This window comes from Streptomyces flavotricini, assembly GCF_020639365.1.
In the GTDB taxonomy this organism is placed as follows: Bacteria; Actinomycetota; Actinomycetes; order Streptomycetales; family Streptomycetaceae; genus Streptomyces; species Streptomyces flavotricini.
Genome location: NZ_JAINUL010000001.1, coordinates 2,209,314 through 2,230,926, shown reverse-complemented (window position 1 = coordinate 2,230,926; position 21,613 = coordinate 2,209,314). Strand labels below are relative to the sequence as shown.

10 protein-coding genes are annotated in these 21,613 nt (G+C 75.2%); 8 read left to right on the top strand and 2 right to left on the bottom strand.

The genetic code is table 11. The annotated features are described in order from the left end of the window. The first annotated feature begins 8 nt into the window (after positions 1-8). Genes K7B10_RS10135 through K7B10_RS10115 form a run of 5 tightly spaced genes read left to right on the top strand, consistent with a single transcriptional unit; the run spans position 9 to position 8,539 of the window. Positions 9-1,370, top strand: a complete 1,362-nt coding sequence (locus K7B10_RS10135; RefSeq protein WP_229335778.1) for a M20/M25/M40 family metallo-hydrolase — start codon at positions 9-11, stop codon at positions 1,368-1,370. A 36-nt stretch (positions 1,371-1,406) separates the two neighbouring features. Continuing rightward, on the top strand, positions 1,407-4,766 hold the full coding sequence (locus K7B10_RS10130; protein WP_229335777.1) for a non-ribosomal peptide synthetase: 3,360 nt from the start codon (positions 1,407-1,409) through the stop codon (positions 4,764-4,766). Between the two features lie 8 nt (positions 4,767-4,774). Beyond that, complete coding sequence (locus K7B10_RS10125) at positions 4,775-6,463, top strand: condensation domain-containing protein (RefSeq protein ID WP_229335776.1); 1,689 nt, start codon at positions 4,775-4,777, stop codon at positions 6,461-6,463. 13 nt (positions 6,464-6,476) lie between these two features. Beyond that, positions 6,477-7,298, top strand: coding sequence for a tryptophan 2,3-dioxygenase family protein (locus tag K7B10_RS10120; protein ID WP_229335775.1), 822 nt, complete (start codon positions 6,477-6,479; stop codon positions 7,296-7,298). After that, positions 7,295-8,539: a tryptophan 2,3-dioxygenase family protein gene (locus tag K7B10_RS10115; RefSeq protein ID WP_229335774.1), complete on the top strand. Its 1,245-nt coding sequence runs from the start codon at positions 7,295-7,297 to the stop codon at positions 8,537-8,539. Before K7B10_RS10120 ends, K7B10_RS10115 begins: the two co-directional genes overlap by 4 nt. On the opposite strand, the gene K7B10_RS10110 is transcribed toward K7B10_RS10115, so the two are convergent. Both K7B10_RS10110 and K7B10_RS10105 read right to left on the bottom strand, forming a co-directional pair. After that, positions 8,509-9,810, bottom strand: coding sequence for an MFS transporter (locus tag K7B10_RS10110; RefSeq protein WP_229335773.1), 1,302 nt, complete (start codon positions 9,808-9,810; stop codon positions 8,509-8,511). The genes K7B10_RS10115 and K7B10_RS10110 overlap by 31 nt on opposite strands. Positions 9,811-10,096: 286 nt before the next feature. Beyond that, the gene (locus K7B10_RS10105) at positions 10,097-11,107 is read right to left on the bottom strand and encodes an RNA-guided endonuclease InsQ/TnpB family protein (protein WP_229344916.1); all 1,011 of its coding nucleotides are present in this window, start codon (positions 11,105-11,107) and stop codon (positions 10,097-10,099) included. A gap of 148 nt (positions 11,108-11,255) precedes the next feature. On the opposite strand from K7B10_RS10105, the gene K7B10_RS10095 reads away from it, so the two are divergent. From K7B10_RS10095 to K7B10_RS10085, 3 genes are read left to right on the top strand one after another with little or no spacing between them, the layout of a single operon-like run. Next, entirely contained in the window at positions 11,256-16,739 is a 5,484-nt protein-coding gene (locus K7B10_RS10095) for a non-ribosomal peptide synthetase (RefSeq protein ID WP_267501361.1), read from the top strand. Next, on the top strand, positions 16,736-20,053 hold the full coding sequence (locus tag K7B10_RS10090) for a non-ribosomal peptide synthetase (protein ID WP_229335772.1): 3,318 nt from the start codon (positions 16,736-16,738) through the stop codon (positions 20,051-20,053). The genes K7B10_RS10095 and K7B10_RS10090 overlap by 4 nt, the downstream gene beginning before the upstream one ends. Next, on the top strand, positions 20,050-21,546 hold the full coding sequence (locus K7B10_RS10085) for a non-ribosomal peptide synthetase (protein WP_229335771.1): 1,497 nt from the start codon (positions 20,050-20,052) through the stop codon (positions 21,544-21,546). The genes K7B10_RS10090 and K7B10_RS10085 overlap by 4 nt, the downstream gene beginning before the upstream one ends. Positions 21,547-21,613: the final 67 nt, after the last annotated feature.

The window sequence follows — 21,613 nt, the reverse complement described above, 5'->3', positions numbered from 1 at the left end:
GCCGCGCCATGCACGACTCCCCCCTCCTGGACCCGGTGCCGCTGCTGCGGGACCTGATCCGGATCGAGACCGTCAACCCGCCCGGGGACGAGGGCCGCCTCGTCGCCCACCTCGAACGGCTGCTGATCGCCGAGGGGATCACGGACTACAAGGTGGTCGGCCCCAGCGCGGAGCGCACCAACCTGGTGGTGCGCTTCCCCGGCCGGGGCGAGGCCCCGCCGCTGCTGCTGCACGCGCACTCCGACGTGGTGCCGGTGACGGGCCAGGAGTGGACGCACCCGCCCTTCGAGGGCCGCCTCGTGGACGGGGAGGTGTGGGGCCGCGGCGCGATCGACATGAAGGGCGGCCTCGCGATGATGCTGTCCGCCCTCTTCCGGCTGCGCGCGGCCGGGGAGCGGCCCGCCGGGGACGTGATCCTCGCGGTGGTCGCCGACGAGGAGGACGGCAGCGGGGCCGGCGCCGCGCACCTGGTCGAGCAGCACCCCGAGCTGTTCGAGGGGGTGCGGTACGCCATCGGCGAGGAGGGCGGGGCCGGGATCGAGCTGGCCGGGATCCGCTTCCACCCGGTGGTGGTGGCCGAGAAGCGGCCGGGCTGGCTGCGGCTGACCCTGCGCGGACCCGGCGGGCACGCCTCGCGGCTGGCCGCGCCGGGCAATCCGACGGCCCGGCTGGGCGCGGTGCTGACCGCGCTGAGCGGGGCCCGGCTGCCGCGCCATCAGATGCCCGCCGCCGACCGGATGCTGGCCGCGCTGGCCGGGGCGCTGCCGGAGCCGCTGGCCGCGGCGGTGACCCGGCTGCGGGAGGACGGCGAGGGCGACGCGCCGCCGGCGGGGCTGCCGCTGAACGAGGCGCTCCAGCTGGACTCGGTGCTGCGGCACACCGTCAACCCGACGGTGGTGCGCACCGGGCACAAGATCAACATGATGCCGGCGGAGATCACCGTCGACGTCGACGGGCGGATCCTGCCCGGGGAGTTCGAGGTGGCCGACCTGGTCGCCGAGATCCGCGCCCTGATCGGCGGGGAGGGCGAGGACACCGACGCGATCGGCATCGAGCTGCTGCACGAGGACCCCCGGGTCCGGCCCGAGCTGATCGCGGAGCCCGAGTTCGGGCCGTTCTACGACCGGCTGGAGGCGATCCTGCGCGAGGCCGACCCCGAGGCCGTACCGCTTCCCGTGATGAGCCCGGCCACGACCGACGCCACCGTCTTCGCCCGCCTCGGCATCCGCTGCTACGGCTGGCTGCCGCTCCTGCTCCCCGCCGGGGCCCCGCACCGCCGCCTGCTGCACTGCGCCGACGAGCGGATCCCCGTGACCGCCCTGGAGTTCGGCACCCGCTGCCTGACCGAACTGCTGCGCACCTACCCCTGAACCGCCGGTCCCCTGACGACGAAGGCCAGTGACGCCATGTCCTCCGAGTTCCTCTCCCCGCAGCGCGCCGCGCTGCTCGCGCAGCTGCGCCGCGGGCGCGGCCTCGGCTCCGCGCCCGGCGGCATCACGCGCCGGCCCGACCCGGCCGCCCCCGCCGCCCCGTCCTCCGGGCAGCGCCGGCTGTGGTTCTTCGACCAGCTCCAGCCGGGCAGCGCCGCGTACAACATCGCCTGCGGCGTGTGGCTGCGCGGCCCCCTCGACCAGCCGGCGCTGGAACGGGCGCTGACCCGCATCACCGAGCGGCACGAGGTGCTGCGCAGCGTCCTGCGCGCCGACGGCGAAGGCGGCGTTCGGGCGGTGGTCCTGCCCGTGGCGCCCGTCGCCGTGCGCACGGTCTCGGCCCCCGGCGAGGCCGGGGAGCAGCTCGTACGGCGGGCCGGGCGGATCGCCGCGGAGCCCTTCGACCTCGCCGCCGGACCGCTGCTGCGCTGCACCCTGCTGAGCGGCGCCGGCGACGCCCGGCTGCTCGTCCTGGCCATGCACCACGCGGTGTCCGACGGCTGGTCGCTGCAGGTGCTGATCCGCGAACTGGTCGAGCTGTACGGGGCGCAGGCCGAGGGGCGCGAGCCGCGGCTGCCCGCGCTCGCGGTCCAGTACGCCGACTACGCGCTGTGGCAGTCGCAGTGGCTGAGCTCCCCGGCGGCGGCCGCGCAGCTGGAGTACTGGCGGGGGCGGCTCGACGGGGCCGTCCTCGCCGACCTGGCCACCGACCGGCCCCGGCCGGCCCGCTCCGACTTCTCCGGGGCGCACGCCCGCTTCGAGGTGGGCGCGGCGGCCGGCGCCCGGATCGGCGCACTCGCCGAGCGGCTGCGCACCACCCCCTTCACGGTCGCCATGGCCGCGTTCGCCGCGGTCCTCGCCCGATTCACCGGCCAGGACGACCTGGTGGTGGGCACGCCGGTGGCGGGCCGCGGCCGGGCCGAGACGGCCGCGCTGGCCGGGTTCTTCGTCAACACCCTGCCGGTGCGCGTCGACCTGTCGGGCGACCCCTCGCTCGAGGAGCTCGTCGCACGGATGCACGGCGAGGTGCTGGACGCCCGGTCCCACGCCGAGGTGCCGTTCGACCACCTGGTCGAGGAGCTGCGCCCGCAGCGGGACGCGGGCGGCCGCACCCCTCTGGTGCGCTACCTGTTCCAGTCCGACGAGAGCGCCCAGGAGCCGGTCGTCGTGGGCGGACTGGAGATGCTGCCGGTCCGGCTCGACACCGGCACCGCCAAGTTCGACCTGGCCGTGGACCTCTCACCGCGCGCCGACGGCGGCTTCGACGGGCTCGTCGAGTACAGCACCGAGCTGTTCGACCCGGCCACGGTGGAGCGGATCGCGACCGCGCTGCGGCTCGTGCTGGAGGAGGCCGGGCCGGCTCGGGCGGCCACCACCGTGTCGCGGCTGCCGGTCATGACCCCGGCGGACCGCGCCGAGCTGCTGGAGCGGTGGAGCGGGGCGGGCGTTCCCGCCGTGGTGACGGACACCGCCACCGTGCACGGGCACGTGGAGGCCCAGGCCGACCGCACCCCGCACGCCACCGCCGTGCAGTTCGGCGGGGAGCGGCTGGGCTACGCCGAGCTCGACGAGCGGGCCAACCGGCTCGCGTGGGAGCTGCGGGCGCGCGGCGTCGGCCGGGGCGACCTGGTCGGGGTGGCCCTGCCGCGCGGCCTGGACCTGATGGTCGCGCTGCTCGCGGTACTCAAGTCCGGCGGCGCCTACCTGCCGCTGGACGCCGGCTACCCGGCGGCCCGGATCGAGATGATGCTGGAGGACGCCGGGGCCCGGGTCGTCGTCACCGACACGGACGCCGTACCCGCGGAGCTGACGGCCGCGGCAGGGGCTGCGGGGGCGCAGGTGCTGTGCCTGCGCCGGGACGCGGAGGCGGTCGCCGCCCGTCCGGGACACCGCCCGCAGGCGGGCGCCGGGGCCCACGACCTCGCGTACGTGATCTTCACCTCGGGGTCCACGGGCCGGCCCAAGGGGGCCATGAACGAGCACGCGGCCGTCGTCAACCGGCTGCTGTGGATGCACCGGGCGTTCGGTCTCGCCGAGGGCGAGGGCGTGCTCCAGAAGACGCCCATCGGCTTCGACGTCTCCGTGTGGGAGCTGTTCTGGCCGCTGATGGTGGGCGGCCGGTGCGTGCTCGCCCGGCCCGGCGGCCACCAGGACCCCGAGTACCTGTGCGACCTGATCGCCTCGGCCGCCATCACCACCGTCCACTTCGTGCCCTCGATGCTGGCCGCGTTCACCACCGCCGGGCGGCTGCCCGCCGTCCGCGACACCCTGCGCCGCATCGTGTGCAGCGGGGAGGAGCTGCCCGCCGCGCTCGTCACCGAATGCGCCGCGCTGCTGCCGGACACCGGGGTGTTCAACCTGTACGGGCCCACCGAGGCCGCCGTCGACGTCACCTGGTACCCCTGCGCCGAGGGGTACGGGGGCCGGGTGCCGATCGGCCGCCCGATCGACGGCGCCCACGTGTACGTCGTCGACCGCGCGGGCCGGCCCGTCCCGGTCGGGGTGGCGGGCGAACTGCTCCTGGGCGGCCCGGCCGTGGGCCGCGGCTACTGGCGCCGGCCCGGGCTGAGCGCGCAGCGGTTCGTGGCGGACCCCTTCGGTGCGCCCGGGTCCCGCCTCTACCGCACCGGCGACCTGTGCCGGTGGCGGGCCGACGGCACCCTGCAGTACCTGGGCCGCATCGACCACCAGGTCAAGCTGCGCGGGATGCGGATCGAGCCGGGCGAGATCGAGGAGGCACTGCGCACCCACCCGGGCGTGGACTCGGCCGTGGTCTCGGTGCGCACCGGCAGCTCCGGAACCCCCGTGCTGGTGGCGCACGTCCGCCCCGCCGAGGGCCCGGACGCGCCGGAGGCATCCGAGGGGCTGGGCGGCGTGCTGCGGGCGCACCTGCGGGAGCTGCTGCCGGCCCACATGGTGCCCACGGCCTTCGCCGCCGTCGCCGAGTGGCCGCTCGGCCCCAACGGCAAGCTCGACCGGCGCCGGCTGCCGGACCCGGTGCCCGCCGCCCCCGAGGCCGGCCGGGTCGCGCCCGCGACGCCCGTGGAGAGCGAGCTGTGCGCGATCTGGGCGCAGGTGCTGGGCGTGCCCGCCGTCGGCGCCACCGACAACTTCTTCGACCTCGGCGGGCATTCACTGCTCGCCACCCAGCTGCTCGCCCGGGTACGGGCGCGGTACGGGGTGGAGCTGCCGCTGGGCCGGCTGTTCGCGGCGCCGACGGTGCGCGCGACGGCCGAGGCCCTGGCCGCGGCCGGGCGCCGCCCGGCGTCCGCCCCCGCCCTGCGGCGCATCGACCGGTCCGCCTACCGCGTACCCGCCCCTTCGATTGCGGAGTGACCCCTGACATGACCCAGACCGAGATGTCCGAGGAACTGTTCTCCCTGCCCGCCTCGTTCGGGCAGAAGCGGATGTGGCTGCTGGAGCAGGCGGGCAGCGGGACCGCCCTCTACACGATGCGCGCCGCCCTGCGGCTGCGCGGCCCGCTGGACCCCGGAGCGCTGGAGCGGGCCCTGACCGAGGTGGTCGCCCGGCACGAGGTGCTGCGCAGCGTGCTGCGGCTGGACGGCAACGACATCGCGCAGGTGGTGCGGGCTCCCGGCCCGGTGTCCCTGCCCGTCGTGGAGGTGCCCGGCGGCCCGGAGGCGGCGGTGGCCCTGGCCGCGGAGCTGAGCCGGGAGCCCTTCGACCTGGCCGCCGGCCCGCTGTTGCGCTGCACGCTGCTGCGGCTGGCCGAGGACGACCACGTACTGCTGGCGCTCGTCCACCACAGCGTCTGCGACGGCATGTCGCTGGGCGTGCTGCTGCGCGAGCTGACGGCCCTGTACGAGCCCTGCCTGCACGGCGTCGCGCACCCGCTGGAGGAACTGCCCCTCCAGTACGCGGACTACGCCGTCTGGCTGCGCGAGCAGGTGGCCTCCGGCGCCCTGGAGGAGCAGCTGGCGTACTGGGGCGAGCGGCTCGCCGGGGTGCGCGAGCTGCGGCTGCCCGCCGACCTGCCGCGTCCCGCCGTTCGGGCGTGGTCGGCGGTCTCGGCGCCGGTGAAGGTGGCGGCACCGGTGGTGCGCCAGCTGCGGCTGACCGCCCCCGGCGGCGGAGTGACCGCCTCCATGGTCGCCCTGGCCGCGTACGCGGTGGTGCTGTCGCGGTGGAGCGGGCAGAACGACCTGGTGGTGGGCCTGCCCGTGGCCGGGCGGCCCGAGGTGGACCTCGAACCGCTGGTCGGGTTCTTCGTGAACACGCTCCCGATCCGCGTGGACCTGTCCGGTGACCCGTCCTTCGGCGAGCTGCTGGCGCAGGTCCGGGAGCGGTGCGTGGAGGCGTACTCCCGGGCCGACGTTCCGTTCGAGCTGATGGTGGAGCGGGCGCACCCGGACCGGCGGGCCGGCCGGCTGCCGCTGGCGCAGACGCTGCTGAACGTGCAGCAGTCCGTGCCGCTGGGCCTCGCCGAGATCACCGGTGTGACGTTGGAGCCCGTCGAACTCCCCGACACCGCGCTGCAGTTCGACGCGGTGGCGGACCTGGTGGAGCAGGGCGACGCGGTCACCGGGCACGTGTCCTTGTCCGCGGACCTCTTCGCCGCCGAGACCGCCGCCCTCGTGGCCCGCTCGCTGTCCGCGGTGCTGCGGGCCGCCTCCGCGGCCCCCGGCACCCCCCTGTCGGCGCTGCCCTGCCCGGTGGCCGACGCCCGTCCGGCCGCGGGCGGCGCCCAGGCGCCCGACGAGGCGTACGAGGAGGCCCCCGCGGCCCTCCCGGCCGGCGGCGGGAAGCCGCAGACCCCCGGCGAGCACCTGCTGGTCGCGCTGTGGCGCGAGGTGCTGGAGGTCTCCGAGGTCGGCGTCCACGACGAGTTCTACGCCCTGGGCGGGAACTCGATGCGGGCCGTGCGGATCGTGACCGCCGCCCGGGAGCAGGGGCTGGAGCTCCCCCTGGACCGGATGCTCGGCCAGCACACCATCCGCGAGGTCATCGCCCACACCGAGGCCGCCGCCGCGGCGGCCGGGCACCGCACCACCGCCGCGCCCGCGGCCGCCTGACAGGAGAAGCCCCGTGACCACCCAGACCACCGAACCCGAGGCGGGGGCCGCACCCGCCGGCAAGGACTACTCCGTACCGGTGCTGCCCGGCACGGGGGACACGGACTACGCCCGCTACATGCGGACCGACACCCTGCTGTCCCTCCAGCGCCGCCCGGAGGAGGTCATCCACCGCGACGAGCTGCTCTTCCAGGTGGTGCACCAGTCCACCGAGCTGTGGCTCAAGCTCGCCTGCCAGGAACTCACCGACAGCACCCGGCTGATCGGCGAGGGCTCCTTCGACACGGCCGTACGGCTGCTGGAGCGGGCCCGGCTCGGCGTGCGGCTGGCCACCGACCAGCTGGAGATGATGCGCCGGCTCTCCCCCTGGGACTTCCAGACCATCCGTACCGTCCTGGGCCACGGCTCCGGTTTCGAGTCCCCCGGCTGGGCGGCCGCCCGCCGCGCCACCGCGCTGCTCGGCGAGGCCTTCGACCGCGCCGTCGAGGAGCGGGGCATCGACCTCGCCGAGGTCTACCGCACGCAGCCCGACACACCCGTGCACCGCCTCGCCGAGGCCCTGATCGGCTGGGACGAGGGGATCTCCCTGTGGCGGGTGGAGCACTGCAAGATGGCGCTCCGCCTGCTGGGCGAGGACGTCCTGGGCACCAAGGGCATCCCCATCGGCGTGCTCACCAAGCTGATCGGCCACCAGTTCTTCCCGCGCCTGTGGCTCGTGCGCACCGAGCTCACCCGCACCGGCCCGATGGGCGACGCCGCCCCGGCCGCTCCGACCGCGCCCCCGGCGGCTCCCTGCCCGGCGGCCCCCCTTCCCGAGGAGAAAGACCGCAAATGAAAGCGCTCACCGACTGGCTCGCAGCGCCCGAGCCGGACCGTTTCCCCTACGCCGGCGTGGTCGCGGCCTACCGGGAGGGCGGCAAGCACTTCGTCTCCGACCCGCTGCTGGCCCTGCTCGACCGGGCGCGCGCGGAAATGACCGCCGCGCCCGCCCCGGCCGGGGCCGCGCAGGAGGCCGCGCGCGAGGTGCTCGACCGGTTCCTGGACACCGCCCTCGACAAGTACGACGGCCGCTACGACTACCCCACCTACACCGCACTGTCCCTGCTGGCCCCGCCCGCCGGGGCCGCTCCGGAGGAGATACGCCGGCACCGCGACCGGCTCGTCGTGCACCTCCTCGGCGACCTCGCCCGCTTCGAACTGGCCGCCGTGGCCGGGGAGACCGCCCTGCTGCCGCAGCTGCGCCCGTCCCCGCTGCTGGTCGGCAAGCGCCACCGGCTGGCACTGCGGGTGGCCGCCCCCGCGCTGGCCCGGCTGGGACTGCCCGGCCCCGTACCGGGCGAGGAGCCCGAGAAGGCGGCGCGCCGGCTGTGGGAGACCTCCGACGCGTCGATGACCGGGCGGGAACGGCTGGTGCTGGAGCTGAGCATGCTGCCGGTGCACGTGACGCACGACGAGTACCTGTTCATCCGCGTGCTCCAGGCCTTCGAGGCCACCTTCACCCTGCTGGCGGCCGAGCTGCGGGCGGCGATCGAGTCCCTCGACGCGGGCCACGGGCCCGCCGCCGCGGACCGGCTGCGCCGCGCGGCGACGGCCCTGACGGAGTCCGCGCCGCTGTTCTCGCTGCTCGCCACCATGCAGGCCGAGGCCTTCCGGGTGTTCCGGGAGTTCACCGAGGGGGCGAGCGCCATCCAGTCGCGCTCGTACAAGCTGGTGGAGTCCCTGTGCCGGACCCCCGACGCCGAGCGGCTCCACTCGCACGCCTACCGCTCCGTGCCCGAGGTCCGCGAGCAGGTGCTGGCCGGCCAGCGGACCCTGGACGACGCGTACGCGGACGCCCTGTCGGGGCCGCCCGGCGGCCGCGGCCGCGTGCTCCCTGCGGCCGCGGCGATGGAGGAGTTCGCCTCCGCCCTGCGCCGCTGGCGCCAGACCCACTACCGGCTCGCCGTACGGATGCTGGGCAACCGCAGCGGCACCGGATACACGGAGGGGACCCCCTACCTCGGCGAGGTGCGGAAGATCCCCGTGTTCGACTCCGTGCACCGCTCTCAGGAGGCGCAGGCCACCTCCGCGGCCTGATCCGGGACGGTGCGCAGGGTGCGTACGGAACGGCCCGCGATCGGCGCGACCGAGAGCAGCAGCAGGACCGGTGCGACGGCGAGGGCGGTACGGGCCCCCGCGTACTGGGTGAGCAGCCCGGCGCAGGTGGTGCCCAGCGTGAGCATCCCGAAGCTGATGAGCCGGTAGGTCGCCGTCATCCGGGCGTACAGGTGCGGGGCGGTCAGTCGCTGCCGCATGGTCACCGCGATCACGCTGCCCGCCGAGGCGCCTCCGGTGCCCAGCAGGTAGGCGAGTGCGCTCACGGGCAGGTCGGCGCCGCCGCCGTCGGCGGTGAGCAGCAGCAGGTACGGCGTGGTCGAGAAGACCAGGACGGTCAGGAAGGCCGGTCCGAAGCCGAGGCGGCGCAGCAGCAGCGGGGCGGTGAGCGCCCCGGCCACGGCCCCGAGCCCGCCGGCCACCATGACCAGCCCGAAGTCGGCGCTGTCGTGCCCGAGTTCACGGACGAAGCGCATCAGGAAGGCCAGGTTCAGCAGGGCGACGCCCGCGTTGTAGATGCCCGCGTGGACGGCGACGGCGCGCAGCGGCGGGTTGTCCAGGACCGAGCGCAGCCCCTCCCGGAGCTCCCGGCGCAGGTCGCGCGGGGCGGCGGAGCGGACGGTCTTCTCGCGGTGGCGCACGAGCATCAGGGCGCTGGCGGAGGCCAGGTAGGACAGGGCGTCGAAGACGAGGGTGGCGGCGGGGCCGAAGAGCGCCGCGAGCCAGCCGGCGAGGCCGGGACCGGCGGTGCCGCCGACGGCCTGGTTGGCCGTCACCAGGCTGTTGGCGGCCGGGAGCTGGGCGGCGGGCAGCAGCCGCGGCAGGTAGGCGGTGGCGGCGATGTCGTAGACCGCGCTCAGGGAGCCGCCGAGCAGGGCGATCAGCCAGACGTGCCACAGCGCGAGCCCGCCCAGCAGGGCGAGGACGGGGACGGCCAGCACGAGGGCGAAGCGGGCGAGGTCGGCGGCGATCATCACGGGGCGGGCGGGGCGGCGGTCCAGCCAGACCCCGGCGAACAGCGGCAGCAGGAAGAACGGCGCCATGTAGAGGGTCTGGAGCAGGCCGACCTGTGTGCCGGTCGCGTGCAGGCCGGTGACCATCAGCAGCGGCAGTACGAATTCCGTGATCTTGGAGCCGAACTGGGAGACGGCGTCCCCGACCCACAGGGCCCGGTAGTCGCGCGTCGTGCGCAGCGGGTGGCGGGGGCGGGCCGGCCCGGTGCCGGGCTCGGTGCGTGGCTCGGTGCTCGTCATGGTGACCTTTCCACGGGTTCTCGGCGCCCGCCGCGGTGACGGCGTTAACGGCGTTAACGCCGTTAACGCGGCTGCTCCGGGACGCCGTTGACGGCGGACTGCGGGAGACCGGGGTCCGGGCACCCTGACGGACTCTCACAGCCCCCGCCCGCGCGGGGCAGTCGGGGAAAGCCCCGATCGAGGCGGGGAGGGCGACTGGGCCAAGGTGTGCACCGTTGACCGCTGCGCGATCGATCGAGGTGAGGTCGTTACTTGACGTCCTCCCCCCCTCGTAGCGAGGGGGGTCCTACGGCTCGGGCCGTGGGGTTTCCTGCTTCATCGCCGACTGCCCGCCCGGAGTTCTCCGTTGAGGTCTTACACCAGCTCCACAGGCTGCAACCGCCCGTCCGGCGGCCAGAAGGTTCTTCGCCGCGTTCACATCCCGGTCATGGATCGTGCCACAGCCCTCGCACGTCCACGCGCGGACGCTCAGCGGCATCTTCCCGGCGAGGGAGCCGCAGTGGGAGCACAGCTTGGAGGAGGGGAACCACCGGTCCACGACCACGAGGTCCCGCCCGTACCAGGCGGCCTCGTGCTCCAGCATCCTGCGCATCTGCCGCCAGGCGGCATCGGAGACGGCACGGGCAAGGCCTCGGTTCTTGACCATGGTGCGCACGGTCAGGTTCTCGATCACGAGCGTTTGGTTTTCACGTACGAGTCGAGTGGTGAGCCGGTCCAGGCCCGCGTCGATGCCGAGCGCAGTACCGACGGCAGGGAGGGGGACCACGTTCGGGTCCTCGCACAGCAGCGACACGAACCACCGCCCGGCCGCGTCCTGGGACACGGTCACCATGGACGGAAGAGATCCCTCCGGCAACGGCCGGGACCACACGATGTCCAAGGGCCCTGCCATCTTCGCCAGCGTCAGCTTCCCGTCACGGAAGCGGAAACCGCTGCCCGTGTACTCGGCGGACTTCCGGGACTTCTTCCGCGACTTGAACCGCGGGTACTTCGCCCGCTTGCCGAAGAAATTGCTGAACGCCGCCTGCAAGTGCCGAAGGCACTGCTGGAGCGGAACCGACGACACCTCACCCAGGAACGCCAGCTCCTCGGTCTTCTTCCACACGGTCAGCATCCCGGACGCCTGGCTGTAGTTGACGCGCTCCTTCCGCGCCCACGCCTCCGTCCGGGCAGCGAGCGCCAGGTTGTAGACCTTGCGAACACAGCCGAAGGCGCGAGACGGCTCCGCTGCCTGCACATCCGTCGGATGGAAGCGGTACTTGAACGCCCGCTTCACATGGCCCGTGGTCACGCCCACAAGCTGGGGAGCCCATAAACAAGGGCCAAATCTGCAGGTCAAAGCGCGAGTCTTCGCCCAAGAGGTTCAAGGCCGCGTCCTGCACTGCTCCGCGGGAGTTTCGCTTCCTCCCCCCTCTGAAAGTGGGGGTATCCACGAAAGGACCCTGATGAACTGGCGAGACGTACTTTCCGGTACGGCACAGGAGCGCCCGCACGCGACGGCCTTCCGCTTCCACTCCGAGGAGCCGGGCGAGCCCGAGCACCTCGACTGGGCCGGGCTCGACGCCCGCGCCCGGGCCGTGGCGGCGCACCTGGCGGACCTGGGACTTGCCGGGCGCAGTGCCGTCCTGCTGTTCCCCGCCGGACTGGACTACGTGGCCGCCTTCTTCGGCTGCCTGTACGCGGGCGTCGTCGCGGTCCCCGCGTATCCGCCGAGCCGGGGTGTCCGCTCGACCGAGCGGCTCGCCGCGATCGTGCGCGACAGCGGCGCGGACACGGCACTGACGACCGCGGTGATCCGCGACCGGCTCGCGCCTCGCCTGGCCTCCGCCGACGGGGTGCCGCCGCTGCGGCTGGTGGCGACCGACGCGATGAGCGCCGAGGACGCGCCGACTTGGCACGCCCCGCGGATCGGCGAGGACGCCACGGCCTTCCTCCAGTACACCTCCGGCTCCACCTCGACGCCGCGCGGCGTCGTCCTGAGCCACGGCAACCTGCTGCACAACACCGCGATGATCGGCCGGGTCTTCGGGCTGGACACCGGGATGCGCGGGGTGTCGTGGCTGCCGATGTACCACGACATGGGCCTGATCGGCTCGGTCATGGGCACGGTCCGCGCGGGCGGCACGATGTCGCTGATGGCGCCGAGCACCTTCGCCCGCGACCCGCTGCGCTGGCTGGGCGTGGTCGCCGAGGAGCGGGCGACCGTCACCGGCGGCCCCAACTTCGCCTACGACCTGGCCGTCGAGCGCACCACCGAGGAGCAGCGGGCCGCGCTGGACCTGTCGTCCTGGCAGGTGGCGTACAACGGCGCCGAGCCCGTCCGCCCGGCCTCGCTGCACCGCTTCGCCGAGGCCTTCGCCGTCTCCGGCTTCCGCCCCGAAGCCTTCCTGCCCTGCTACGGGCTGGCCGAGGGCTCCCTGCTGGTGACGGGCGGCCCCGCGGGCACCGGTTTCCGCACCTGCGAGCCGCCCGCCGGCTCCGGCGTGGCCGGCGAACTGGTCGCCTCCGGGGTGCTGCCGCCCGAGCAGCGGCTGGAGATCGTCGACCCGCAGACCCGGCTCCCCGTGGCCGACGGGGAGGTCGGCGAGGTGTGGGTGGCCGGCCCGAGCGTGGCGCGCGGCTACTTCAACCGCACCGACGCCGTCGCCGACACCTTCGGCGCGCTCGTCGAGGGCGGCGACGGCACCGGCTTCCTGCGCACCGGCGACCTCGGCTTCCTCTCCGGCGAGGGCGACGCGCGCGAGCTGTACGTGACGGGCCGCCGCAAGGACCTGATCATCATCCGCGGCCGCAACCACTACCCGCAGGACATCGAGCTGACCGCCGAGCGCTGCTCGCCCGCGCTGCGCGGCAACGGCGGCGCCGCCTTCTCCGTCACCGGCGCCGACGGCGTCGAGCGGCTGGTCGTCGTCCAGGAGCTGATCCACGGCCACGGGCTGGCGGACCCGGCGGAGCTGGCGCGTGCCGTACAGGCCAAGATCGCCGAGCAGCACGAGGTGCGCCCGAGCGCCGTGGTCCTGATCCGTACGGCCTCGCTGCCGCGCACCTCCAGCGGCAAGGTGGCCCGGCACGCCTGCCGCGCCGCCTACCTGGCGGGCGAGCTGCTGGTGACCGCCGTCCACGCCGACGAGGAGCCGCCGGCCGCCGCGGCCGGGGGCGCGGCCGGGGGCGCGGCCGCGGAAGCGCCCGTACCGGCCGCCGGTGACCGCGAGGCGGTCCTGGCCCACCTGCGGCGGGCCGCGGCCGTACTGCTGCGGACCCGGCCCGAGGAGGTGCCCGTGGACGCCTCCCCGGCGGCCCTGGGCCTGGACTCCCTGGACTCGGTACGGCTCCTGCACCGGCTCCAGCGGGAGTTCGGGCTCGCGCTCGGCCCGGAGGAGGCGTTCTCGCTGACCCTGGCCGAGCTGGCCGACGCGATCGCCGCCGCGGACGCCGGGGCATCGGGCACGGCGCCCGCGCCGCCCGCCGACACCCCGCCCGGCGACGGCGAACTCTCCCACGGGCAGCGGGCCATGTGGTTCATGCACCGGATGGACCCGGACAGCACCGCGTACCACCTCGCCGCGGCCGCGGAGCTCTCCGGCGAGGTGGACACGGCCGCGCTGCGCCGCGCGCTGGCGTCCGTCGTACGACGCCACTCGGCCCTGCGCACCACCTTCCCCGAGGTCGGCGACGGCCCCGTCCAGCGCGTCCACGCCGAACTGGAGCCGGAGTTCACCGAGACCGACGCGAGCGCCTGGCCGGCCGAGCGTATGCGGGCCGAGCTGACCGCGCTCGCCTACCGGCCCTTCGACGTGGAGGCCGGCCCCCTGCTGCGGGTGGCCCTGCTGCGCTGCGGACCGGGCCGGCACCGGCTGGTCGTCTCCCTGCACCACCTGGTCTGCGACCTGTGGTCCCTGGAGATCCTGCTGCGGGAGCTGGGCGCGCACTACCGGGCCGAGACCGGTGGCCCCGCCCCCGGGGCGCGGGCCGTGCCCGGTTTCGGCGCGGCCGTGCACCGCCAGGCCGGACGGCTCGCCGGAGCGGAGGGCGAGCGGCTGTGGGAGTTCTGGCAGCGCGAGCTGGCGGGCGCCCCGACCGTACTGGAACTGCCCGCCGACCACGTACGGCCGGCCCGCCGGCGCGCCCCGGCCGGGGCGCGGCGCTTCCGGCTGCAGCCGGGGACCGCCGCAGCGCTGGGCGCCCTCGCCCGCGCCGAGGGGACCACCCTCTACACCGTCCTGCTGACCGCGTACCAGCTGATGCTGGGCCGCACCGCCGGGCAGGCCAGCCTGCTCGTGGGCTCCCCCGTCCACGGCCGGGAGCACGCCGACACGGCGGAGGTCGTCGGGCCGTTCCTGAACACCGCGGTGCTGCGCGCCGACCTGCGGCCGGGCGAGTCCTTCACCGCCCTGCTGCGGCGGGCCGCGCAGCGCGTGCCGGCCGCCCTGCGGCACGGCGCGATGCCGCTGTCGCTGCTGGTCGAGCGGAGCCGGGTGGCGCGCGACACGAGCCGCACCCCGCTGGTGCAGGCCCTGTTCACGCTCCAGTCGGGACCCCTGGCCGCGTTCGTCCTGGGCGATCCGGCCTCCCGGTTCGACCTGGGCGGGCTGGACATGCGGCCCGTGGCCCTGGACCAGCCGCACGCCCAGATGGACCTCCAGCTGACCTTCGCCGAGGTGGACGGCACGCTCAGCGGGCTGCTCCAGTTCGACCGCGCCCTGTTCGAGGACGCCACGGCCGAGCGGATGGCCGCCGGGCTGTGCGCCCTGCTGGACGCCGTCGCCGCGGACCCGGAGCGTCCCGCCGCCCTGCTGCCGCTGATGCCCGCGGCCGAGCGGGCCGCCGTCCTGCACGGCCGCAACGACACGGCCGTACCGGGGACTTCGGAGGTCCCGGTGCACGAGCTGGTGGCCGCGCAGGCCGCCCGGACGCCCGACGCGCCCGCCCTGGCCTTCGACGACACCGAGTACGCGCTCGGCGCCGGGCCCGCCCCGGACGCGGACCGCGTGCGCGCCGCCCGGACGCTGAGCTACCGGGAGCTGGACGCGGCCGTGAACCGGCTCGCCCGGCTGCTCCTCGCGCGGGGGCTGCGGGCCGAGGAGACCGTGGCCGTGCGGCTGCCGCACGACGAGTCCATGGTGGTGGCGATGCTCGCGGTGCTGCGGGCGGGCGGCAGTTACCTGCCGGTCGACCCGCACCTGCCGGCCGGGCGGATCGGGTACCTGCTGGCCGACAGCGGGGCCCGGATCGTGATCACCGACTCGTCGGTGGAAACGGCCGGGACCGCCGGGACGACCGGGACCGCCGGGACGACCGGGACCGCCGGGTCGGCCGTGAACGGCCCGGTCCGGCTGGTCCTCGACGAACTGGCCGCGGAGCTGGCCGTGCTGCCCGCCTCCCCGCCCGACGTCCGCGTACGCCCCGACCAGGCGGCCTACCTGCTGTACACCTCCGGCTCGACCGGGCGTCCCAAGGGGGTGCAGGTCCCGCACGGCGCGCTGGCCAACTTCCTGGCCGCCATGGTCCGGCTGCTGAAGCCCGCCGAGGGCGGCCGGCTGCTGGCCGTGACCACCTTCTCCTTCGACATCTCCGCCCTGGAGGCCTACCTCCCGCTGATCACCGGCGGCTGCTCGCACATCGCGTCGCGCAGGATCGCGGCCAGCGGGGAGCAGCTGCGGGTGCGGCTGGACTCCGGCGCCTTCTCGACGATGCAGGCCACCCCCGCCACCTGGCGGCTGCTGTGCGAGGCGGGTTGGACCGGCACCCCGGGGCTGGCGATGGCCAGCGGCGGCGAAGCCCTCTCCCCCGGGCTGGCCCGCACGCTGCTGTCGTTCGGCACGGGGACCCTGTGGAACCTGTACGGGCCGACCGAGACCACCGTGTGGTCGACCGGCACACAGGTCACCGCGGTACCGGGGGCCGCCACCCCGCTGGGCGCCCCCGTCGCCAACACGCAGGTGTACGTGCTCGACGGGGCGCTGGAACCGGTGCCCGCCGGAGCGGCCGGCGAGCTGCTGATCGGCGGCTCCGGGCTGGCCCGCGGCTACCTGGGCCGGCCGGGCCTGACCGCGCTGCAGTTCGTACCGGACCCCTACGGGAACACCCCCGGTGCCCGCCTGTACCGCACCGGGGACCTGGCGCGGACCACGGCGGACGGCCGGACCGAGCTGCTGGGGCGGGTCGACAACCAGGTCAAGGTCAACGGCCACCGCATCGAACTGGGCGAGATCGACGCCGCGCTCAGCCGGCTGCCGGAGCTGAGCCAGGGCGTGGCCGTGGTGCACCGCCCCTCGCCGGACGCCCCGGCGGTGCTGATCGCTTACGTCCGCGGGGGCGGGGACTCTCGCGGCGCGGACTTCGACGAGCGGGGCACCACCCGCGCCCTGCGCGAGGAGCTGGCGCGGGTGCTGCCCGCCTACATGGTGCCCGCGCGCTTCGTGTGGGTGGACGCCTTCCCCCTGGGCACCAGCGGCAAGGTGGACCGGGCGGCGCTCAAGCCGCCCGCGCCGGAGGCGGACGGGCCCGGCGCCGAGCCGGCCACGGCGACCGAGCGGGAGCTGGCGGGGATCCTCGCGGAGCTGCTCGGCACCGGGGCCGTCGGCCGCACCGACAACCTCTTCGACCACGGCGCCCACTCGCTGCTGATGTCCCGCTTCGCGGTGCGCGTGCGGGAGTCGCTGGGGGCGCAGCTGCCCCTGCGGGTGATGTTCGAGACCCCGACGCTGGAGCACCTGGCCGCGGCCGTGGACAACGCCCTCGCCGCGGCGGACGCGGCACCGGCGCAGGGCGGCGCGGGCGCCGGCCGGATCACCCGGATCGACCGCACCCGCCAGGTCGGCCTCGTCGCGCCGGGTGCCGCTCCCGCGGCGGCACCGGGCGGCGGAAAGGACGCGCTGCGGGCCCTGCGGGCCGCCCGCCGGATCGGCAGCCAGAAGACCGGCTCATGACGTACGTGGAGAATCCGATGGCCCTGATGCACCCCGAACAGATCATGTTCCCGGCGACCCACGCCCAGCAGCGGATCATGATCATCGAGCAGCTGTACCCGGGCGGCTCCGCCTATCACGTGCCCTTCGCGGTGCGACTGCGCGGACCGCTCGACACCCTCGCCCTGACCGGCGCCGTCCGGGAGGTGGTGCGCCGCCACGAGTCGCTGCGCACCGTGTTCCGCACGGTCGACGGGGTCCTCGGCCAGATCGTCGAGGAGGACCACCTCGTCGAGGTGCCCGTACGGGACCTGACCGGCCACGCGGCAGCGGCCGACCCCGACGCGCTGGCCGCGCTGGTGGCCGAGGCCGCCGCCCGCCCCTTCGACCTCACGGGACGGCTGCTGCGCGTCGAGCTGCTGCGGCTCGGCGCCGAGGACCACGTCCTGGCCGTCACCATGCACCACCTGGTCTCCGACAGCTGGTCCTGCGGGATCTTCGTCGGCGAACTGGCCGCGGCCTACCCGGTGCTGCGCGCCGGCGGACGGCCCGAGCTGCCCGAGCCGGAGGTGCAGTACGTCGACTACGCGGCCTGGCACCGCGAGCAGCTCGACGGGGAGCGGACCGGGGAGCTGCTCGGCTACTGGCGCGAGCGGCTCGCCGGGATGCAGCCGGTGCTGGAGCTGCCCGCCGACCGGCCGCGGCCGCCCGTGCAGTCGTTCCGCGGGGCGACCCTGCCCGTACGGCTGTCCCCGCTGACCTCGGCCGCCGTACGGCAGGCGGCCCGCACCCTCGGCGTCACCCCCTTCACCGCCCTGCTGGCCGCCTTCCACGCGACGGTGGGCCGCTGGACCGGCGGCGAGGACGTCACCGTCAGCAGCGGGGTCGCCAACCGCACCCCGCAGGTGGAGCAGGTGATCGGCTGCTTCATCAACGTGCTGCTGCTGCGGGCCTCCCTCGCCGGGAACCCCAGCTTCGCCGAACTGGCCGCGCAGGTCGGCGAGACCGTCCTCGACGGCATGCAGCACCAGGACCTGCCCTTCGACCGGCTCGTGGAGGAGCTCGCGCCCAAGCGGGACCTGAGCCACCAGCCGCTGGCCCAGGTGATGTTCCTGCTGCAGAGCGCGCCGCTGCCGGCCGTGGCGCTGGACGGTCTGGAGCTGTCGACCGTCCCGGTCCGCCGCAAGGCCACCCACCTGGACCTCAACGTGCAGCTGTGGGACTCCGGGGAGTGCTTCGAAGGGGTCGTCGACTACAGCACCGACCTCTTCGACGAGGCCACCGTCGCCCGGATGTGGACCCAGTACGAGACCCTCCTGGCGGCGGCCGCGGCCCGCCCCGCGGACCGGATCGGGGAGCTGCCCCTGCTGCGCCCCGAGGACGAGCACACCCTGCTCACGGAGTGGAACCGGACCGCCGCCGAGGTCCCCGCGGAGCTCACCCCGGCCCTGGTCGAGGCCCGCGCGGCCGCCCACCCGCACGCCCCGGCCGTGGTCGGCGACGCGGGCACCCTCACGTACGGCGAGCTCAACGGGGCCGCGAACCGGCTGGCCCGGCTGCTCATCGAGCGCGGCGCGGGCCCCGAGCGCACGGTGGCGCTGATGCTGCCGCGCTCGGCCGAGACGGTGACGGCCGTGCTGGCCGTCCTCAAGTCCGGTGCCGCGTACGTCCCCGTGGACCCGGTGCTGCCGCCCGACCGGATCGCCCACCTGCTCTCCGACGCGGCGCCCTCGGCCGTGGTCACCACCACGGCCGTCCCCGAGGCGGCGACGGACGCGGCCGAGCGCCTCGACCTGGACGCGCCCGCCACCCGGGCCGCGCTGGCCCGCTGCGCGGCGGGCGACGTCACCGACGCCGACCGGCGGGCCCCGCTGCGGCCCGACCACCTCGCGTACGCCATCTACACCTCCGGCTCGACGGGCAGGCCCAAGGGCGTCCTGATCAGCCACCGCGCGCTCGCCGACTACCTGGCCGCCTGCCGCCGGGACTACCCGGGCCTGACCGGTTCGGCGCTGCTGCACTCGCCGGTCTCCGTCGACCTGTCGGTGACCACCCTGCTGGGGCCGTTGACCGCGGGCGGCCGGATCGTACTGGGCGGGCTCGACGGCCGCACCGACGAACTGCCGGGCGGGGAGGGCCGGCTGTCCCTCCTGAAGGTCACCCCGAGCCACCTGCCGATCCTGCTGGGGCTGCCCGAGGCGTACTCGCCCACCGGGGACCTCGTCATCGGCGGCGAGATGCTCACCTCCGAACTCCTGGACCAGTGGCGGTCGCGCTTCCCCGGCGCCGTGGTCACCAACGAGTACGGGCCCACCGAGGCCACCGTCGGCTGCGTGGCCCTGCAGGTGGGCCCCGGCGAGGTGCTGGCCCCGGGGCCGGTCCCGATCGGCCGGCCCATGGCCAACTCCCGTGCGTACGTGCTGGACCGCGCGCTGCGTCCGGTGCCGGTCGGCGTGGCGGGCGAGCTGTACGTGGCGGGCGCGGGGCTGGCCCGCGGCTACCACGGGCGGCCCGCGCTGACCGCGTCCGCCTTCCTGCCCGACCCCTTCGGGGAGCCCGGGCAGCGGATGTACCGCACCGGGGACCTGGCCCGCTGGAGGGCCGGCGGCGGCCTGGACTACCTCGGCCGCATCGACGACCAGGTCAAGGTCCGCGGGTTCCGCATCGAGCTCGGCGAGATCGAGGCGGCCCTGACGGCGCTGCCCGGAATCCGGGAGGCGGTCGTCAAGGCGGTGCGGGAGACCGGCGACACCACCCTCGCCGCGTACTGCGTACCGGACGGCGGCGGGGAGCTGCCGGTCGGCGACCTGCGCCGGCAGCTGCGCCGGACCCTGCCCGAACACATGGTGCCCGCGCACTTCGTGGCACTGGAGCGGCTGCCGCTCGCGGTCAGCGGCAAGGCCGACCGGGGGGCCCTGCCGCCCGTCGGCAGCGCCCGGCCCGCCCTGGAGACGGGCCGGCTGGCCCCCCGTACGCCGGTGGAGTCGCTGCTCGCCGAGGTGTGGGGCAGCGTGCTCCACGTCGACGGGGTGGGCGTACGGGACGAGTTCTTCGAGCTGGGCGGCTACTCGCTGGCCGCGACCCGGATCGCCGCGCTGACCGCGGAGGTCTTCGGGGTGGAGATCCCCCTGCGGGAGGTCTTCGCGGCCACCGACGTGGAGAGCCAGGCGGCCCTCGTGGAAGCGGCCGGCCGGGACCAGGGCGTGGACGTGGAGGCGATCGCGCGCCTGGCCCTGGAGATCGGCGAGCTCAGCGAGGACGAGGTGGAGGAACTGCTGGCCGGCCGGAACGGATCCGGGCCGGCGGACACGGACGCTGGAGGCGGTCGGGAATGAACGGACAGGCATGCCTGCACGAGCTCGTGCAGGACTGGGCGCGACGGATCCCCGAGGCGCCCGCGCTGCGCTTCGAGGGCGAGCAGTGGAGTTACGGGGAGCTGAACGGGCGGGCCAACCGGCTGGCGGCGCACCTGCGCCGGATGGGCGTGGGCCGGGAGTCGGTCGTGGGCATCCTCATGGAGCGCGGTCCGCGGCTGCCGCTGGCGATGCTCGCGATCCTCAAGGCGGGCGCGGCGTACCTGCCGATGGACCCGGCGCAGCCGGTGGACCGGCTGGGCTATCTGATGGGGGACGCGGGCTGCGAGCTGGTCGTCACCACGACCTCGCTGGCCGGGCAGGTCCCCGAGGAGGCCGCGGCGGTCTGCCTCGACGACCCGTTCACGGCGGACATGCTGACCGGGCTGTCCGCGGCCGACCCCGAGCTGCCGGCGCACCCGGACCAGCTGGCGTACGTCATCTACACCTCGGGGTCGACGGGACGCCCCAAGGGGACCCTGCTGCCGCACCGGGGCGTGGTCAACCTGACCTCGCACATGGCCCGGCAGTTCTCGATCGGGCCGGGCGACCGCTGGCTGCAGCTGACCACGCCCTGCTTCGACGTGAGCGTCCTGGAGATCTTCGGGGCCCTGACCACGGGCTCCTGCCTGGTGCAGGGCTCGTCGCTGAGCCTGCTCGACCCGCGGGCGCTGGGCGCCCTGATGCGTGACGAGGGCGTCACGATCGGGGTGTTCACGACGGCGATCCTGCCGCTGCTGGACCCGGAGCAGCTGCCGCAGCTGCGGGTACTGAACGTGGGCGGGGAGCAGCTGAGCCGCTTCCAGGCGGACCGCTGGTCCTCGCCGACGCGGATCGTCAACAACCAGTACGGGCCCACCGAGGCGACCGTGGCCTGCACCGAGCAGCGGCACGAGCCGCAGCTGGGCCGGCCCAAGCCTCTGATCGGGGAGGCGATGCCGAACCTGGAGGCGCACGTGGTGGGCCCGGACGGGCACGAGGAGCCGCCGGGCGAGTTCGGCGAGCTGCTGATCGGCGGCGTGTGCCTGGCGCGGGGCTACCTGAACCGGCCGGGGCTGACCGCGCTGAAGTTCGTACCGGACCCCTACGGCGGGCACGGCGCCCGGCTGTACCGGACGGGCGACCTGGTCCGCTGGACGGAGGGGGACGACGGCCTGGAGTTCGCGGGCCGCATCGACACCCAGATCAAGCTGCACGGGCACCGCATCGAGCCGGGCGAGGTCGAGGAGGTCCTGCTGACGCATCCGCGCGTCAAGGACGCGGTGGTGGACCTGGTGCGCCCGCAGGGCGGTGAGCCCGTGCTGACGGCCTTCGTCACCGGTACGGACACCCCGTCGCTCGCGGAGGTGCACGCGCACCTGCGCACGGTGCTGCCGGTGTACATGCTGCCGGGGCGGGTGGTCGTGCTGGAGGAGGTCCCGCTGACCCGCAACGGCAAGGTGGACCGCCGCGCACTGGCAGCCGCCGCCCTCTGATCCGTGGACGGCCCCGGCCCGCGGTGCGCGGGCCGGCAGTAGGCTCGCCTCTGACCTGGTGCCCGAA

Coding starts and splice junctions, on each gene's coding strand:
- K7B10_RS10125 (WP_229335776.1), top strand. CDS start 4,775: ATGACCCAGACCGAGATGTCCGAGGAACTGTTCTCCCTGCCCGCCTCG.
- K7B10_RS10110 (WP_229335773.1), bottom strand. CDS start 9,810: ATGACGAGCACCGAGCCACGCACCGAGCCCGGCACCGGGCCGGCCCGC.
- K7B10_RS10095 (WP_267501361.1), top strand. CDS start 11,256: ATGAACTGGCGAGACGTACTTTCCGGTACGGCACAGGAGCGCCCGCAC.
- K7B10_RS10135 (WP_229335778.1), top strand. CDS start 9: ATGCACGACTCCCCCCTCCTGGACCCGGTGCCGCTGCTGCGGGACCTG.
- K7B10_RS10085 (WP_229335771.1), top strand. CDS start 20,050: ATGAACGGACAGGCATGCCTGCACGAGCTCGTGCAGGACTGGGCGCGA.
- K7B10_RS10130 (WP_229335777.1), top strand. CDS start 1,407: ATGTCCTCCGAGTTCCTCTCCCCGCAGCGCGCCGCGCTGCTCGCGCAG.
- K7B10_RS10090 (WP_229335772.1), top strand. CDS start 16,736: ATGACGTACGTGGAGAATCCGATGGCCCTGATGCACCCCGAACAGATC.
- K7B10_RS10115 (WP_229335774.1), top strand. CDS start 7,295: ATGAAAGCGCTCACCGACTGGCTCGCAGCGCCCGAGCCGGACCGTTTC.